Source organism: Nocardia elegans NBRC 108235 (genome assembly GCF_001612845.1).
Lineage (GTDB): Bacteria > Actinomycetota > Actinomycetes > Mycobacteriales > Mycobacteriaceae > Nocardia > Nocardia nova.
Window position 1 is genome coordinate 1 of sequence record NZ_BDBF01000043.1, and the last position, 16,990, is coordinate 16,990.

Consider the following 16,990-nt stretch of genomic DNA (forward strand, 5'->3'; position numbering starts at 1 on the left):
CCGTATTTCTTGGCGACGTCGTTGGCGATATCGGAGAACGTCGCGGTCCCCTTGTCCGCCGCGACCACCAGATAGGTGTCATCCCCGTCGCGGCGCACCACCCGCGCCGGCGGAACCACCTCGCCGCTGGCGTGATCGACATTGTCGGTCACATCCAGCAGACCGCTGATGAAGGTGCGATAGCACTCCACTCCTTCGCCCTGCAGGGCCTGGCGATCGGTTGCCGGATCGCCACTGGGCGCCGGCGGGCGTTTCACCACGAATCCGCCCTTGGCGCCGACCGGCACGATCACCGCGTTCTTCACCGCCTGCGCCTTCACCAGACCCAGAATCTCGGTCCGGAAATCCTCCAGGCGATCCGACCACCGCAAACCACCACGCGCCACCGGGCCGAAACGTAGATGGACGCCCTCGACCCGCGGCGAATATACGAAGATCTCGAACTGCGGCCGCGGCCGCGGGAGCTCCGAAATCGCGTGCGGCTCGACCTTCAGCGACAGATAGTCACGCGGCAACCCGTCGGCGTCGACGACGTAGTAGTTGGTACGCAGCGTGGCGGTGACGACACCGAGGATGGCACGCAGAATGCGGTCGGCATCCAGGCTCACGACCTCGTTGATCCGTTCCCGTACCGCCGCACGCAGCTCGTCCGCACGGTCCGCGGAGGCCGAATCGGGATCGAACATGGCCTCGAACAGTCCGACGAACAGCTGCGCGATATCCGGCGAGGCCAGCAGAACGCGAGCGATATTGGCCTGACTGTACGGAAAGTCCGCCTGCTGCAAGTACTTCGAATAGGCACGCAGAATCGACACCGACCGCCACTGCAGTCCGGCCCGCAACACCAACTCGTTGAGGGGGTCGCTTTCCGCCCGGCCGTGCCAGAGGGCGTCGAACGCCTCGGTGAAGCGCTCGCGTAATCCACATTCCTGCGCGTCGAGGAGATCGAGCCGGTCGGCGGTTTCCAGCAGCTCGGCATCCATGTTGCGGTCCAACGACATTCGCAGCAGGTCGGGTCGCGCCTGCAAACCGAAATCGTAGATCCACGCCCTCCGACCGTCGCCGAATTCGACCTCGTAGGGCCGTTCGTCGACCACCTCGACACCGAGGCTCTGCAGCAGTGGCAGCACCTGGCTCAGCGAAATACCGCTGCCGATGTACAGGGTGAATCGCCACGACCCGGGCGCGGCGTCCGGCCTGCGGTACAGATGCTGATCGATGGTCTCGCCGGCGAGGCGCTCCAGCCGCACGATGTCGGCCAGCGCCCGGGAAGGTCCGAAATCCTCCTTGTACCCGTCGGGCAGTGCGGCCGCATACCGTTGCACGACCGCGGGATCCAGCACGGTGGACCGAGCCACCTCGTCGCGCAGATGATCGTCCCAGGTGCGGCTGGCCTCGGCGAGCAGATTCTGAATCCGCAACCGGTTGGCCTCGGAGGTATCGACCCGAGTGCCCGGTTCGGGCAGATGCACGGTGAAATACACGCTGGCGAGCTCGTTTTCGGACACGCGCGCCGAGTAGTCGATCGATACGCCGCCCAACTCGCGAACCAGGATGTCCTGGATCTCGAGCCGAACCCGGGTGGTGTAGCGGTCGCGCGGCAAATACACCATGGCGGCCACGAAACGACCGTAGGAATCCTGGCGGAGGAACAGCCGCACCTGTCGACGCATGCCCACGCTGAGCACGGCGCTGGCGGTCCGCCGCATCGTGTCGATATCCGAGGAGAACAACTCGGTCCGTGGGAAGGACTGGATCACCTCGAGCATCGCCTGGCCCGAGAACGATTCGAGATCGAATCCGCATTGTTCGATCACGGTGCGCACCCGGCGCGCGATCACCGGAATATCGAGCACATTCTCGTGCAGGGCGGCGACGGTGAACACACCGATGAACAGATGTTCGCCGACGACCGTGCCCGAGGCGTCGGCCTCCGCGACGCCGATGAAATACGGATAGACCGAGCGGTGCACCGTCGCCGGGACCAGCCCCTGGGTGAGCATCAGCAGCGGACGTCGGCCGCCGTCGACCGGAACCTGGAAGTCGGTCCCGACGTTGGGTCGCAGGACACCGAGGCAACTGTCCGGCACGACAACGGATTTCGCTTCCGCACCGGTCGCGGGGCGACGCTGGAAGCGGGCGTAGCCGAGGAGGGTGAAATGCCCGTCTGCCAGCCAGCGGAGCAGATGCGCGCAGTCCACCAGGTCCGTGACCGGGTACGGCGAGGATCCCGCATCCGCCGTCCGGATCAGCTCGCGGGCGAGGCGATCCTGCACCGCCCGCATCGCTTCGGTATCGCCGATGACCTGGCGTACGTCGGTGAGCACATCGGGCACCTCGGCCTCGATGCGCTCGAGGACGTCGCGGCTCGTGGACGGATGCAGCTGCACGTGAATCCAGGATTCGCGCAAGCCGGTGACACCGTTGCCGTCGACCTCGTGCGGGGCCGCGGAATGCAGCCGCCCCTCGTCGTCGCGCATCACCTCGAAGATCGGATGGATCACTTCGCTGACGGTGGCGCCGATCCGGGTCAGGGCCGAAGCCACCGATTCGACGAGCAGACGCATGTCGTCCGTGACCAGTTGAACCGCCGCCCCGATGCCGCTGCCGTCGTCGGGGTGGTACACCCGCACGAGCGCCGCGCCCGGGGGACGTTGCAAGCCGAGTTCGAGATGCCTTCGGAAGACCAGCGCCGAACTTCCGGTGATCGCACAGTCCACATCGCCGGCATCCACGTGACGGAAGTACGCCGATTCGAGCGTTGCGAGTTCTCCCCGCAGCGGCTCCGGCAGACTTTCCGCCCACGCGTTACTGGACAATTCGGACGAGACCGTCATTTTTTTTCGCCAACTCCCTCGGATTCGGTTCCGCAACAAAGTGACGCCGGGATCGAGAGTAGCTGGGCAGCCGAGGCGCCGGGGTGTATTCCTTCTAAACCCTCGGCGACGCTCAGCTACCTCGAACGTGCCGGTTGGTACGCCCGTGTTCGCAGCCTACGCCGAGACCCGGGTAGACCGCGATGACGTTGCGCCCCTGAGAGATTGACGCACGTCCGGGTGGTCGGTCGACTGCGCGAGCCAAAAGGTCAGTCGCGAGTCAGCTTACGGTGAGTAACGCGGTGCGGACGGGCCGCCTCCGGGCCCAGACGCTCGACCTTGTTGGCTTCGTAGGCCTCGAAGTTACCCTCGAACCAGAACCACTTGGCCGGATTCGAGTCGTCGCCCTCCCACGCGAGGATGTGGGTACACGTGCGGTCGAGGAACCACCGGTCGTGGGAGATGACCACGGCGCAGCCGGGGAAGTTCTCCAGCGCGTTCTCCAGCGAGCCGAGAGTCTCCACATCCAGGTCGTTGGTGGGCTCGTCGAGCAGGATCAGGTTGCCGCCCTGCTTGAGGGTCAATGCCAGGTTCAGGCGGTTGCGCTCACCACCGGACAGCACACCGGCCGGCTTCTGCTGATCCGGGCCCTTGAAGCCGAAGGCGGAAACATATGCGCGCGAAGGCATCTCCTGATTGCCGACCTCGATGTAGTCGAGCCCGTCGGATACCACCTGCCAAACCGTCTTCTTCGGGTCGATGCCGGCACGGTTCTGGTCGACATAGCTCAGCTTCACCGTGTCGCCGACCTTGACCTCGCCGCTGTCGGGCTGCTCCAGTCCGACGATGGTCTTGAACAGCGTCGACTTACCGACGCCGTTCGGGCCGATCACACCGACGATGCCGTTGCGCGGCAGGGTGAACGACAGATCCTTGATCAGCTGCCGGTCGCCGAAACCCTTGTCCAGGTGCTCGACCTCGACCACCACATTGCCCAGGCGCGGGCCGTGCGGAATCTGGATCTCCTCGAAGTCCAGCTTGCGCATCTTCTCCGCTTCGGCGGCCATCTCCTCGTAGCGGCCGAGGCGGGCCTTGTTCTTGGCCTGGCGAGCCTTGGCGCCCGAACGCACCCAGGCCAGCTCCTCCTTGAGCCGCTTCTGCAGCTTCTGGTCCTTCTTGCCCTGAACCTCGAGTCGCTCGGCCTTCTTCTCCAGGTAGGTGGAGTAGTTGCCCTCGTAGGGGTAGGCCCGGCCGCGGTCGAGCTCGAGGATCCAGCCGGCGACATTGTCCAGGAAGTACCGGTCGTGCGTGACCGCGAGGACCGCGCCCTGGTACTGGGCCAGATGCTGTTCGAGCCAGTTGACGCTCTCGGCGTCGAGGTGGTTGGTGGGCTCGTCGAGCAGCAGCAGATCCGGCTTGCTCAGCAACAGTTTGCACAGCGCCACCCGGCGGCGCTCACCGCCGGAAAGGTTGCCGACCGGCTCGTCCGGCGGCGGGCAGCGCAGTGCGTCCATGGCCTGCTCGAGCTGGGAGTCGATATCCCACGCGTCGGCGTGGTCCAGGTCCTCCTGCAGCTTGCCCATTTCATCCATGAGCTCGTCGGAGTAATCGGTGGCCATGAGTTCGGCGATCTCGTTGAAGCGGTCCAGCTTCACCTTGATCTCGCCGAGGCCTTCCTCCACGTTGCCGCGGACGGTCTTCTCCTCGTTCAGCGGCGGCTCCTGCTGCAGGATGCCGACCGTCGCTCCGGGCGCCAGGAACGCGTCACCGTTGTTGGGCTGGTCCAGTCCGGCCATGATCTTCAGCACGCTCGATTTACCGGCGCCGTTCGGACCGACGACGCCGATTTTGGCGCCTGGAAGGAAGTTCAAGGTCACATCGTCGAGGACGACCTTGTCGCCATGCGCCTTGCGAACTTTCTTCATCTGGTAAATGAACTCAGCCATGTAGGAAAGCCTATCGGTGTCGGAACCAGTGGGTCGAAACGGAGGACCGCGCGAGCGGAGCAGAGGTAACGGTAGTCATCCGGCGTCGGCGGCCGCCGCGGAGACCGGCTCGACCGTAGTCGATCTCTCGCCCGTGGCGGGGCCGGACTCGCCCGGCGGCGCCTGTGGCACCGCGTCGTCCCCTTCGGGGACAACGTGTAGGTCCGGTCCGGAGTTCCGGGCGCCGCCCCGCCGCAGCACCGGAGCGGCACAGCGGCCCAGGTCGGGCCCCAGCGCGGCGGCTCGCATCTCGAGATCGTGGCGTTGCACACCTTCCCTGGTCCGGTACTCGTTGGTGCGCAGCTGACCGTAGGCGATGATCGGATCCCCGCGACGGATGGACGCGTCGACCCCCTCCACCAGGCGGCGCCAGCATGTCACCGTCAGAAACAGGGTGCCGCTGTCCACCCAGCCGCCGGTATCGCGATCGAAGCGGCGGGCATTGCTGGCCATCCGGAAGCTGATCACCTGTTCACCACCCGGCAGGCTCCGCCGTACCGGATGTGTGACGACGGTACCGATCACGGCGGTATTCGCCTCGTACATGGTTGTCCCCCTTCGCGATTCGACTGTGCCCCCGTCCGCGGCGCCCTCGGCGGACGTGACCTACTCAGCGTCGCCGATGCCGCGACGCCTCACCAGCCCCGGATGCGAATATGTGGACAACTCACGTGGGTGTGAACAGGCCCCGTTCCGGAGTCCACGTGGTCAGAGGTTGCTCACGTCCGTATTGGCGCCGCACAGCACGATCACCGGCCGCTCGCCGGGTTCCGGGACATAGGCCCCACTCTGTACTGCGGCCAGGGCGACCGCGCCCGCCGGCTCCACGACCAGACGGAATTCCCGCCACAGATATTCGCGTGCCATCGCGATCGCGTCGTCGCCCACCAGGACCGAGCCGACGCCGTAGCGAATCGCGGTATCGAGCGCGATATCGCCGATCCTGGTGGCGCCCAGCGCATCCGCCGCGATGCTGTCGACCGGCACATCGACCGGGCGCCCCGCCGACAACGCCGCGTACAGCGTCGGCGCGCCCTTGGGTTCGACGCCGATCACTCGTGACCGCGGGCCGAGCGCGATCGCGATACCGGCCATCAGGCCCCCGCCGCCGACCGCCATCAGCACCGGCGGCCGTCCGCGCACCTGACGCTCGATCTCGAGCCCCACCACACCGGCCCCGGCAACCACCGCCGGCAGATCGTAGGCGTGCAGTTGCAGCGCGTTCCGCTCCGCGGTCACCGCGTCGGCGTGGCGTTTGGATTCGGCATAGGTCGTTCCGTGCCACAGCACTTCCGCGCCGTACCCCCACATCGCCGCGACCTTGGTGTGCGGTGCGGTTTCCGGGACGACGACGGTACAGGGGCGGCCGCGCAACGCACAGGCCAGCGCCGCGGCGATCCCCGCGTTGCCACCGGAGGCGATCACCACCGGCCGGCCGTCGTCGGCCGACTGCAGCAGCGCGTTGAGACTGCCCCGCACTTTGAACGTGCCGCCGTACTGCAGATGTTCGAGCTTCAGAGTGACCTTGACCGGCCCCTCGGGACCGGCCACCTCGGTGTGGAATACGGGCGTGACCCGCACGTCGTTACCCAGCCGCTCGCGGGCGGCCCGGATATCGGCGCGAAAAAGGCGCGGAATCTGCGCGGGCGCCTCGGTCACGGTTTCACCTCGCGGTCACGTTTGGCCAGTTCGGCGAACATGGCGTTGTGCGCGGCGAGGGCGGCGTCGTGGTCGCGCTCGGCGGCCCGGTCGAAGCGCTTGGCCGTGCGGTTGTCGCTGCGCGACCACTGCACCAGCAGCGCCAGCATCACCAGGACCAGCGGAATCTCACCGCTGGCCCAGGCCAGCCCGCCACCGGTGCGCTGATCGCCGAGCAGATCGGTGTTCCAGCTCAATCCGAGCCCGCGATAGAACCACTCGCCCATCACCGTGGTCATGCTCATCAGCGCGACGCCGAAGAAGGCGTGGAACGGAAGCGATCCGAACACCATGCCGACCTTCGTGAGCGGCTGTACCTGGCGCGGTTTGGGGTCGATACCGAGAACGACCCAGTAGAACAGGTAGCCCGACACCAGGAAGTGCAGATTCATCGCCAGATGGGCGCCGTGCTCGCCGACCACCGCGTCGAAGATGCCGCCCAGATACAGCGCGTAGAAGCCGAGGATGAACAACGCCGCCGCGACAGCCGGCTGGGTCAGGAAACGCGAGACCGGGTTGTGTACCGCGGCCAGCACCCATTCCCGCGGCCCGGGCGGTGCGTCGCGACCAGCGGCGGGCAGGGCGCGCAGGGCCAGCAGCACCGGGCCACCCAGTGCGAACAGCACCGGCGCGAGCATCGACAGCAGCATGTGCTGGGCCATATGCACGCTGAACATGGCCGGGGCGTACCGGCCCACCCCGGAACTCGTCGCGATCAGCAGCACCGCACAACCGCACAGCCACGCCACGGTCCGCCCCACCGGCCAGGCGTCGCCGCGTGCGCGCAAGCGCCGCACGCCCACCAGATACAGCACCGCCAGCACAATGGCGAGCGTGCCGAACATGATGTCGAAGCGCCAGTCGAACAGGATGCGGCCGACGGTCGGCGGCCCGGCGAGGTTGTAGCCGAGTTCGACCTCCGCGGGCGAGGGCACCCGTTTGAGATCCGGCGGCGGGGTGCGGCCGAGCCCGACGGCCAGGCCGATCGTGGCCGCGAAGATCAAGATCTCGACTCCGGCGTAACTGATCAGGGCCGAGCGGTCGCGGGGATTGTCGGCCAGCGCCGGAAGGGCGCGGCGGCGCTGGAGGAATCCGGCGACACCGAGCAGGCAGAGTGCGACCGTCTTCGCGATCACCAACCGGCCGTAGGTGGTGGTGAACAGTTCGTCCCACGGCACCCGCACCCAGGCGTTGAGCACACCCGACACCGCGACGACCGCGAACGCGCACGTCGCCACCAGGGAGAATCGCCGTGCGGCGAGACCGGTGTACTTTCCGCCGCGCATGGCGTAGGCGAGGACCGCGAACAGTCCGCCGACCCACACCGCCATGCCGACCAGATGCAGGATCAGGCTGTTCGTCGCGACGTCGTGGGCGCCACCCGATGACGAATGTCCGGTCAGCGCAACCGGAATCAAGCACAACAGCGACCAGGCGAACAACACGGGCGTCCAGCCCCAACGCAAGGCCAGCCGGCAGCCGATGGCGAGCAGAATCGCCATGATCGCGGTGGCGCGCCAGGATCCGGCGACATCGACCTTGCCGATGGCATGCCAGATCTGATCGGGCCGCACCACCGAGCGCACGGACTGGCCGGTGGTGTCCGACAGCGTCAACGGCACCAGCAGAGCCGAGGTCACCGCCCAGGCCAGCGCCGCGATCCCGGCGCGACGCAGGGCCCGGTAACCGCCGACATCGAGCAGGCCGTCGCGCTGCGGTGGGCACAGGAAGGCCGCGAACAGCAGCGACCCGACCGCGATCGCAGCCGAGAAATCGGCCACCGCCCGCACTGCGGGCAGGCCGTAGGTGGTCAGCGGGCCGGGGTCGGGAATGCCGAGCAGAGTCAGCGCCTGCGCCGCGGACAGACTCACCACGATCGGCGCGACCAACGCGGTCAGACCTACCGCCACCACCGCCAGCACCGGGAACGCCGTCGCCTCCGGCCGCACGGCCTGGGGGTCGGCTTCGACGGGCGGATCCTGCGGTGACGACATACTATTCAGCGTAGTTGGCGGCCCACCTCACAGCCTTCCCGGCCCGAATCCACCCCGCTCGCTGTGACGAGGCCGACAGTCGTCCACGGCGTTGTCGATGACCAGCACCGATCTGGACGCTCGCTATAATCAACTCGCTGGACACGCTGCCCCAAACCGGGCATGGTGTTTGGTACTGCCATGCCTCCGTAGCTCAGTTGGATAGAGCAAGGGCCTTCTAATCCCTAGGTCGCAGGTTCGATTCCTGCCGGGGGCGCTTCGCCAGTCTGACCTGCGTATATTCCGGGTTGGACTGTGGTTACCCACTCGCTTCAACGGCTAAACACACAAGAATTTCGCGGAAGTTTCGGTCGCGGGGCGAGCCTCGCATGTCGTCGGGCAGTCACCACCGCCTCCCGCTCCCCCAAGTCTCCGGCCCCCCGTCGGCCTGTGCGTCCCGCCGGGAAAGCGTGCGTTAGCCAGCCAGTCGATCGATCGGTGTTTCAGGCAGGTATCGGCCGCTCTGTTCCGGTTTCCCACCGGATGCCAGCTGATAGCCTTCCCTCTAGTTGTCGCCGGGCGTTCCACTCGTGGAAGGGGGTGGCGTGCACGATCCCGATCCACCGTTCCGGCCGATCCCCCGGAGCGACGGGTATCGCCCGCTGGAGGACTACGGTCTGATCGGAGACGGTACGACGGCCGCGCTGGTCGGGATGGACGGTTCGATCCCGTGGCTGTGCCTGCCGCGCTTCGACGCCCAACCGTTGTTCTGCGGGCTGCTCGACCATGCCCACGGCGGCCACTTCACCGTCGCGCCGGCCGATCCTTTGGAAGGGCGCCAGCGCTATCAGCCGGACACCGGCGTGCTGGAAACCGAATTGCGCAGCGCCACCGGCGTTCTCCGGGTGACCGACGCCATGGTGGTGCGCCCCGGCTCGGATCTCGGCGACGACGCGCCCGCCGATCGCTCGGAACTGGTTCGCTCCGCGATCGTCGTCAGCGGGCACGTCCGGGTGGCGGTGGAGATCGCGCCGCAGGGAGGTGCGCAGTTGCGGCCGGTGCTCAGCGGGCTGGAGATCCGGGTCGCCTCGCAACCGAACCTGCGGCTGCATCTGCGCGCCGACCGGCCGCTGGACGGCGTGCACACCACCTTCGACCTGGTCCAGGGCGAGCGACTGGAGCTCGTGCTGTCGTGGGGACGCTTTCACCGTCACCATCGCTTCGACGCCGCGGCGATGCTGCGCCACACCGCCGACGCCTGGCGATCGTGGATGCGGACGTGCGTCTACGACGGTCCCGAGCAGGCACTGGTCCGGCGCTCCGCGATCACGCTCAAACTCTGCGACCACTGGGTGAGCGGATCCGTCGTGGCGGCACCCACCTCGTCGCTGCCGGCGCCCATCGGCGGCGTCCGCAACTGGGACTATCGCTACGTCTGGATCCGCGACGCGTCGTATGCCGTCTATGCCCTGCGCCGCATCGGGTTCCGTAACGAGGCCGACGCCTTCCTGGGCTGGGTGCTCGACGCGTTCGAGCGCAGCGGCGAGCCACGCATCATGTACGACATCGACGGCGATCCGGTTCCGGACGAGATGGTGGACACCGGCCTGGAGGGCTACCGCGGAAGCGGGCCGGTGCGCTGGGGCAACGGAGCCACCGACCAGCGTCAGCACGACGTCTACGGCGAGATCCTCGACTGCGCCGACCAATGGCTGCGCACCGGCGGTGAGTTGCAGCCGCTGCTGTGGTCGAACCTGTCCGATCTGGCGGAGGCCGCGGGCCGATCGTGGCAGGAGCCGGACCAGGGCATCTGGGAAGTGCGCAGCCCGGGCCGGGTTTTCACCTATTCCGCGGCGCTGTGCCAGGTGGCACTGCACCGCGCCGCGTCGATCGGGGAACGATTCGACCTGCCCGGTCCCGTCGCGATGTGGCGCAGCACCGCGAACGAGATCCGCGAGGCGATCCTCAAGAACTCGTGGGACGAGCGGGCCCACACCCTCAGCGCCCATCTGGACGGTGGCGGCGAGTTGGATGCGAGTTTGCTGGCGCTGCCGCTGCGCCGCGTCGTGCCCGCCGATCATCCACGTATGACGGCGACGACCGCGGCGGTGGCCGATCGGCTGGGCGCCGGCGACGGACTGCTGTATCGCTACCTGCACGACGAATCACCGGACGGCCTGCCCGGCAACGAGGGCGCGTTCGTCCTGTGCAGTTTCTGGATGGTCGACAACCTCACCGCGCAGGGACGGCTCGAGGACGCCGAGCGGCTCTACACCTCCCTGTGCGCCCGCGCGAGCACCGTCGGCCTGCTCGCGGAGCAGATCGACCCGACGACCGGCACGTTCATGGGTAATTTTCCGCAGGCGTTCAGTCATATCGGCATCATTTCCAGCGGGGTGAAACTCGCGCGAGCGAAGGCGGGTGCGCCATGATCACGCGTCTGGTCGTCTTCGGCGGCACCGGTGATCTCGCTGGGCGCTACCTCTTGCCGGCCGTGGCCGCTCTGTTCCAGGCCGGGCATCTGGACAGCCGTTTCGAGGTGGTGTGCGCCGACCGGAAGGGCCGCGGCGACGAAGAGTTCCACGAGTGGGTGGTGGCCCAGCTCGAGGACCATGCCGCGGAGGCGCCGCCCGACGCCCGGAAGGCGGTCGCGGCCGCGACGCGGTACCGCAGGGCCGACATCCAGAACGCCGACGAGGTGGCGGCGGCTATCGCCGGCGACGGTCCGGTGGCGGTCTACCTCGCCCTGCCCCCGGCGGTGTTTCCAGCCGCGATCACGACGCTGCACGAGGTGGGACTGCCCGCGGGCAGCGGGATCGTCCTCGAGAAACCGTTCGGCGAAGACCTCGACAGTGCCGAGAAACTGAATCGGCTACTGGCCGATCTGGTGCCCGAGCGAGCCGTCTTCCGTGTGGACCACTTCCTCGCCATGACCACGGTGCAGAATCTGCTCGGCAGCAGGCTGGCCAATCGCGTCCTCGAATCCATTTGGAACAGCGCGCATATCGCCAAGGTGGAGATCGTCTGGGACGAAACCCTCACCCTCGAGGGCAGGGCCGGATACTACGACCACGTCGGCGCCCTCAAGGACATGGTGCAGAACCATCTGTTGCAACTGCTGTGCCTGATCGCCATGGAACCCCCGATCACGCTGTCCGAACGGGACCTGCGCGACCGCAAGGTCGATGTGCTGCGCTCGGTGCGTCCGCTGACCGATGCCGATGTCGCCGCCCGCACGCGTCGCGGGCGATATCTCGCGGGACGGATCGGCGATCGCGACGTTCCGTCCTACGTGGACGAGGAGGGCGTCGACCCGCGTCGCCGGACCGAGACCTTCGCCGAGGTCGAACTGACGCTGGACAGCTGGCGATGGTCGGGAACGACCTTCGTGCTCCGCAGCGGCAAGGCGCTCGGGACCGATCGCAACGAGGTCGCCGTCCACTTCCGCCCGGTTCCACATATGCCCTTCGGTCATCAGGGAACGCCGGAGCCCAATGTGCTGCGGTTCGGGCTCGACCCCGAAAGCCTGTCGCTCGGTCTGACGGCCGTCGGCGCCACCGCCGGGACCCTGGTACCGCTCACACTGATCGCTCAGGTGCAACCGCCGGAGTTGCCGGCCTACGGCAGGCTACTGCTCGACGTACTGAACGGTGACCCGGCCCTCTCGATCCGCGCGGACGAGGCCGAACAGGCCTGGCGGGTGGTGACTCCGATCCTGTCGGCGTGGTCGCGCGATGTGGTGCCGCTCGACGAGTATCCGGCCGGGTCACAGGGACCGGCCGGCGCCGATCACAGCGAATGATCACCCGTGCCCGCGCCGACGCCCCGCCGGACGGTCCCGCCCTGCGTTGTCGTGACCGGAGTGTCGGGAACCGGCAAAACCACGACGGCCCGCCTGCTCGCCGCACGGCTCGACCTGCCGTTCGCCGACGCGGACGACTTCCACCCGCCGGCCAATATCGCCAAGATGACCGCCGGCATCGCGCTGAGTGACGCCGATCGCGAACCCTGGCTGATGTCGGTGAGCCACTGGCTGCGCGACCGCCATCTCCGCGGAGACGGCGGTGTGGTCGCCTGTTCGGCGCTCAAACGCCGCTACCGCGACATCCTGCGTTCCGCCGCGCCGGAGACCGTCTTCCTGCTCCTGATCGCCGACCGGGAAACCCTCAGCGAACGCATCTCCCACCGCCACGGCCACTACATGCCGGTGTCGCTGCTCGAATCCCAGCTCGCGACACTCGAACCGCTCGAACCCGCCGAACGGGGCCTCATCCTGCACGCCGACCGGCCACCGGACGCCGTCGCCGACCAGGCCGTCGCCTTTCTGACCGGATGATCCCCTCCCACGCGGTGAGCGACGCTCGAAACGGTCCCCGGAACGCCTGCGGCCCACCACATCCGTGATGTGGTGGGCCGGGTTGTGTCGTGATGGGTGGTCAGGCCGCGCTACCGCTGGCCCCCAGCGCAGCCAACATGTCCACGAGCACAGTCAGAAAGTCCATTCGGGTCTTACCTTTCGATTCAGCGGAGGGTGCCAGCATGCATGCCGAACGTTGCCGCAAGGTTATGCGCTGGTGAAGTCGAGTCGCCCGGACGAGAAGGGAATATCCGATACGAGAGATTGATATTCTTCCCTCATGACTGACGATCTCGGTGCGGCGGGGCTGCGATTCGAGCGCGACGGCGTGATCGGATGGTGCGTGATCGACCGGCCCGCAGCGCGCAACGCGCTGACGCCGGCGATGTATTTCGGCATCAAACGCGCGGTGCACCTGGTCAATTCGGATCCGGATCTGGCGGCGTTGATCATCACGGGTACCGATGACGTGTTCGCGCCGGGCGGCGACCTGGGCGGGCGCGCCGAGCCCGGGGATGCGTTGCCGCCGGAGCTGTCGGGCCAGGATGTGCTGCCCTTCCTCGCCATTCGTGACAGCCGCGCCCCGGTGGTGTCGGCGGTGAACGGGATCTGTCAGGCGGGCGGTCTGCTCATCGCGATGATGTCCGATATCGCGGTCGCCAGCGAGCGGGCGGTGTTCCGGGTGCCGGAGCTACTGCGCGGCATTCCCGACGCCACCTACGCCGCGGTGCTGCCCGCCCATGTCGGCGTGGCGGTGGCTCGGGATCTGCTGTTGTCGGCGCGGCGATTCGACGCCGACGAAGCGCGGCGACTCGGCGTCATCAGCCGGGTGGTGGCGCACGAGCGACTGCGCGAGGAGGCCGTCGCGGCCGTCTCCGAGATCCTGCAGACCGCACCGCAGGCCCGCGCACAGGTGAAACGCATGCTGAACGAGCGCTACGGCAGCATCGACTATCAGACTATGTTCCTCGCCCTGGAAACCTCGCCGGAACCGCGGGAGGGAATGCGCGCCTTCATGGAAAAGCGTGCGCCGCAATGGATTCCCGAGGGACTGCCCACGTCCGGCGAGCGCAGGCCTCAGGGCAGCATGCCGTAGGCGCGGGTGGGACGCAGACGCGCGATCACCCGGCGGTCGGCGACCATCGCGCGGCGATAGTCCGCCCAGTCCGGGTGCTCGCCGCTGAGCGCCCGGTAGTAGGCGATCAGCTCCTCGACGGTGGCGTCGTCGGCGGTCGCGGCCACCGGGGTCAGCTCGACATCGGCCTCCAGGACGGCGTAGGCCCAGAAGTCGTCACGGGTGACGTGCAGGGCCGCCCACGGCTCCCGGCGCAGATTGGCGTATTTGGCCCGGTCCGCCGTGATGGAGATCCGGATGATGCCGTCCGGGGCGACCCAGTGGGTGACGTTCGACAGCTGCGGACGCCCGTTGCGACGCAGGGTGGTCAGGACGGATCGCGAGGTCGTACGGGCGAAGTCGAGCGCGGTGTCGAGTTCCATACGCGCTGCAACCCCGGCCGCGCGGACACTGTTCCCGCACAGCCGCAACTCATTCCGACGGCGCGGCGGCCCGCGGCGCCGAGTCGGGCAGATGTACCAGCACCAGGCCGATGCCCGCGATCAGGAAGTTCTGCAACGCCGCCGAGGAGGCGTTGACCTCCTTGTTCGCCCACATCCGGAACCACTCCCCGCCGACGGTCAGGAACGCCCCCGCGAACAGCAGCACCGCCATCGTCCAACCGATACTGGACAACTTCGCCGCGGTGCCGGGTCGCACCGGCACCCGGCGTGGCCGCCCGCTCAGCTCCCGCAGCCAGCAGGCCGCGGCGACGAGGAGCACGAGGGCGATCGAGAACTCCCAGATCACCACGAGGATGTAGACGACGAGCGCGATGTCGCCGTTGGTGAGAGCACGCCAGTCGGTGCCCGGATTGTGGATCGTGGCCCGCATCGACAGCACAGCGGCCACCCCGCGGCGATTGGTGACGGTGTCGGTGCAGTTGGTGATCGCGACGAACAAGTAGTAGAAGCCGGTGATCGTCGCGAGTACCGCCACCGCCGTCCGTCGGCTACCGAGCACGTCGAGAATTCCCGCACCGCCGATTCGCATGATGCTTACCTAAACGGTTCGGCGAAACCGCGTCAACCGCAGCGGCTTCCCATCAACGACCAAGTGCGAAGGGGCTTTTCGCGAGAGACGGCGACTCGCCCGATCTCCTCCCACGCCACCCGCGGCAACGGAATCCCGCAATGGGTACTTGTCGATCCCCCACCGGCAGCGTCCCAGCTGTCACCATGGTCTGCGGGACCCCGCCGTCCCCCACCGAGTCGAATCAGAGGAGCGTGATCGCATGCCCGCCGAAACCCCGGCGACCGAATCCGTGGATGCCGTCGTCATCGGCATGGGGCCCGGCGGCGAGGCCGTGGCGACCGAATTGGCGCGCGCCGGACTCGCGGTGGTCGGCGTCGAAGGCCGGTTGCTGGGCGGCGAATGCCCCTACTACGCCTGTGTGCCGACCAAGATGATGGTGCGCGCCGCCGAGACCCTGGCCGAGGCGCGCCGGGTCGGCACCCTCGCGGGAAGCGCCCAGGTGCAGGCGGATTGGGCGCCGGTGGCGAAGCGGATCCGCGACGAAGCGACCGACAACTGGGACGACAAGGTCGCGGTCGAACGGTTCGAGTCCGCCGGCGGAACCTTCGTGCGGGGCTGGGGGCGCATCACCGGTCCGGGCCAGGTCCGCGTCGATACCGCCGACGGACCGCGCGACTTCCGCGCGCTGCGGGCGATCGTGCTGAATCCCGGCACCGCCCCGTCCGTACCGCCGATCGAGGGTCTGGCCGACACCCCGTACTGGACCAATCGCGAGGCGGTGACCACCACCGAGGCGCCGGAATCGTTGATCGTGCTCGGCGGCGGACCGGTCGGCGCGGAATTCGCCCAGATCTTCTCGCGGTTCGGCGCCGAGGTGACGATGGTCGTGCGCAGCCGGCTGCTCCCGCGCGCCGAGCCCGAGGCCGCCGACCTGCTCGCGAAAGTCTTTGCCGAAGAGAGTATTTCGGTACGCACCGGCGTCGAGGCCACCCGGATCGACCACGACGGCAGCTATTTCACCGTCCGGCTGAGCAACGGTGATCCGATCCGCGCCCAGCGCCTGCTGGTCGCCGCCGGCCGCTACACCGATCTGTCCGCACTGGGCGTAGGCGCCATCGGCCTGGACGAACAGGCGCACGGCATCCGGGTCGACGACCGGCTGCGCGCCGCCGAGGGGGTCTGGGCGATCGGGGACGTCACCGGGCACGGCGCCTTCACCCACATGTCCATGTACCAGGCGCGCATCGCCGCCGCGGACATCCTCGGTTCTCTTACCGAGCCCGCGCAGTATCACGCGGTTCCCAATGTCACCTTCACCGAACCGGAAGTGGGCGCGGTCGGGATGACGGAGTCGCAGGCCCGCGACGCCGGACTGAGCGTCTGGACCGGACGGGCCGAGGTTCCGGATTCGACCCGCGGCTGGATTCACGGGCCCGGCAACGCCGGATTCGTCAAGCTGGTCGCCGACGCCGATCGCGGCATCCTGGTCGGCGCCACCTCGGTCGGCCCGGTCGGTGGCGAGGTGCTGAGCGCCTTGGCCGTCGCGGTGCACGCCCGGGTGCCGGTCACCACGCTGCGGGAGATGATCTACGCCTACCCCACCTTCCACCGCGCGATCGAGGCCGCCCTCGCCGACCTCGGCTAGTCCGGCCCATCTCGCCGAACCGGACGCGACGACGCGGATTCGGCCGCATAATCGGCCCATGGCCGATGCCGACGACGTCCGGCGAATTGCGCTGGGACTACCCGAGTCCACCGAAGCGCCGCATTTCGACATGCCGTCGTTCCGCGTCCGCAAGGCGATCTTCGCGACGCTGCCCGATCCCGCACACGCCCACGTGATGGCGAGTGAAGCCGATATCCGGGAGGCGGTCGCGGAATATCCGGACTGCTGCGCGGAGAAGTGGTGGGGCAAGCGCCTGTCGGCGGTCCGCGTCGACCTCGGCGCCGCCGACACCGGCCTACTGAGCGAGTTGCTCACCGACGCCTGGCGACACAAGGCGCCGCGCACCCTGGTGCGCGCCTTCGACGCGGCTTCCGGATAGCCCGCATCGTCTGGTCCGCATCGTCGC

At 68.0% G+C, this 16,990-nt stretch carries 13 protein-coding genes and 1 tRNA gene; 7 read left to right on the forward strand and 7 right to left on the reverse strand.

Going from position 1 to position 16,990, the window contains the following annotated elements; translation table 11 throughout:
- The 5 genes from NE2_RS26320 to NE2_RS26340 all read right to left on the reverse strand — a co-directional run.
- The coding region (locus NE2_RS26320) for an NAD-glutamate dehydrogenase domain-containing protein (RefSeq protein WP_167356783.1) at window positions 1-2,837 on the reverse strand (2,837 nt) is incomplete at its 3' end.
- Between the two features lie 248 nt (window positions 2,838-3,085).
- Entirely contained in the window at window positions 3,086-4,762 is a 1,677-nt protein-coding gene (gene ettA / locus NE2_RS26325) for an energy-dependent translational throttle protein EttA (RefSeq protein WP_030517883.1), read from the reverse strand.
- A 75-nt stretch (window positions 4,763-4,837) separates the two neighbouring features.
- A complete protein-coding gene (locus NE2_RS26330) occupies window positions 4,838-5,347 on the reverse strand; it encodes a single-stranded DNA-binding protein (RefSeq protein ID WP_084494343.1) in 510 nt (169 codons plus the stop codon).
- 162 nt (window positions 5,348-5,509) lie between these two features.
- Entirely contained in the window at window positions 5,510-6,460 is a 951-nt protein-coding gene (locus tag NE2_RS26335; protein ID WP_063909491.1) for a threonine/serine dehydratase, read from the reverse strand.
- Entirely contained in the window at window positions 6,457-8,493 is a 2,037-nt protein-coding gene (locus NE2_RS26340; protein ID WP_063030403.1) for a bifunctional copper resistance protein CopD/cytochrome c oxidase assembly protein, read from the reverse strand. The genes NE2_RS26335 and NE2_RS26340 overlap by 4 nt, the downstream gene beginning before the upstream one ends.
- Window positions 8,494-8,675: 182 nt before the next feature.
- Here NE2_RS26340 and NE2_RS26345 point away from each other — a divergent pair.
- The 5 genes from NE2_RS26345 to NE2_RS26365 all read left to right on the forward strand — a co-directional run bounded on the left by NE2_RS26345 (window position 8,676) and on the right by NE2_RS26365 (window position 13,925).
- Window positions 8,676-8,749: transfer RNA gene (locus NE2_RS26345), tRNA-Arg, on the forward strand.
- Between the two features lie 328 nt (window positions 8,750-9,077).
- On the forward strand, window positions 9,078-10,904 hold the full coding sequence (locus NE2_RS26350) for a glycoside hydrolase family 15 protein (protein ID WP_063030404.1): 1,827 nt from the start codon (window positions 9,078-9,080) through the stop codon (window positions 10,902-10,904).
- Window positions 10,901-12,274, forward strand: coding sequence for a glucose-6-phosphate dehydrogenase (locus NE2_RS26355; protein WP_063030405.1), 1,374 nt, complete (start codon window positions 10,901-10,903; stop codon window positions 12,272-12,274). The genes NE2_RS26350 and NE2_RS26355 overlap by 4 nt, the downstream gene beginning before the upstream one ends.
- Window positions 12,275-12,325: 51 nt before the next feature.
- The gene (locus NE2_RS26360; protein ID WP_233429883.1) at window positions 12,326-12,808 is read left to right on the forward strand and encodes a gluconokinase; all 483 of its coding nucleotides are present in this window, start codon (window positions 12,326-12,328) and stop codon (window positions 12,806-12,808) included.
- Window positions 12,809-13,109: 301 nt separating this feature from the next.
- On the forward strand, window positions 13,110-13,925 hold the full coding sequence (locus tag NE2_RS26365) for an enoyl-CoA hydratase/isomerase family protein (protein ID WP_063017495.1): 816 nt from the start codon (window positions 13,110-13,112) through the stop codon (window positions 13,923-13,925).
- Here the strand turns inward: NE2_RS26365 and NE2_RS26370 are convergent.
- Together NE2_RS26370 and NE2_RS26375 are read right to left on the reverse strand one after the other, a co-directional pair.
- A complete protein-coding gene (locus tag NE2_RS26370; RefSeq protein WP_063030407.1) occupies window positions 13,907-14,326 on the reverse strand; it encodes a PPOX class F420-dependent oxidoreductase in 420 nt (139 codons plus the stop codon). The two genes, NE2_RS26365 and NE2_RS26370, sit on opposite strands and share 19 nt — an antisense overlap.
- A gap of 49 nt (window positions 14,327-14,375) precedes the next feature.
- Complete coding sequence (locus tag NE2_RS26375) at window positions 14,376-14,936, reverse strand: DUF2165 domain-containing protein (RefSeq protein ID WP_063030408.1); 561 nt, start codon at window positions 14,934-14,936, stop codon at window positions 14,376-14,378.
- 241 nt (window positions 14,937-15,177) lie between these two features.
- On the opposite strand from NE2_RS26375, the gene NE2_RS26380 reads away from it, so the two are divergent.
- Together NE2_RS26380 and NE2_RS26385 are read left to right on the forward strand one after the other, a co-directional pair.
- Window positions 15,178-16,563, forward strand: a complete 1,386-nt coding sequence (locus NE2_RS26380) for a dihydrolipoyl dehydrogenase family protein (protein ID WP_063030409.1) — start codon at window positions 15,178-15,180, stop codon at window positions 16,561-16,563.
- Window positions 16,564-16,621: 58 nt separating this feature from the next.
- A complete protein-coding gene (locus NE2_RS26385; protein ID WP_030517848.1) occupies window positions 16,622-16,963 on the forward strand; it encodes an MmcQ/YjbR family DNA-binding protein in 342 nt (113 codons plus the stop codon).
- Window positions 16,964-16,990 lie beyond the last annotated feature (27 nt).

Excerpts from the sequence above, each read along its gene's own strand:
- NE2_RS26385 (WP_030517848.1), top strand. The coding sequence starts at position 16,622 with ATGGCCGATGCCGACGACGTCCGGCGAATTGCGCTGGGACTACCCGAG.
- ettA (WP_030517883.1), bottom strand. The coding sequence starts at position 4,762 with ATGGCTGAGTTCATTTACCAGATGAAGAAAGTTCGCAAGGCGCATGGC.
- NE2_RS26370 (WP_063030407.1), bottom strand. The coding sequence starts at position 14,326 with ATGGAACTCGACACCGCGCTCGACTTCGCCCGTACGACCTCGCGATCC.
- NE2_RS26380 (WP_063030409.1), top strand. The coding sequence starts at position 15,178 with ATGCCCGCCGAAACCCCGGCGACCGAATCCGTGGATGCCGTCGTCATC.
- NE2_RS26330 (WP_084494343.1), bottom strand. The coding sequence starts at position 5,347 with ATGTACGAGGCGAATACCGCCGTGATCGGTACCGTCGTCACACATCCG.
- NE2_RS26365 (WP_063017495.1), top strand. The coding sequence starts at position 13,110 with ATGACTGACGATCTCGGTGCGGCGGGGCTGCGATTCGAGCGCGACGGC.
- NE2_RS26340 (WP_063030403.1), bottom strand. The coding sequence starts at position 8,493 with ATGTCGTCACCGCAGGATCCGCCCGTCGAAGCCGACCCCCAGGCCGTG.
- NE2_RS26355 (WP_063030405.1), top strand. The coding sequence starts at position 10,901 with ATGATCACGCGTCTGGTCGTCTTCGGCGGCACCGGTGATCTCGCTGGG.
- NE2_RS26375 (WP_063030408.1), bottom strand. The coding sequence starts at position 14,936 with ATGCGAATCGGCGGTGCGGGAATTCTCGACGTGCTCGGTAGCCGACGG.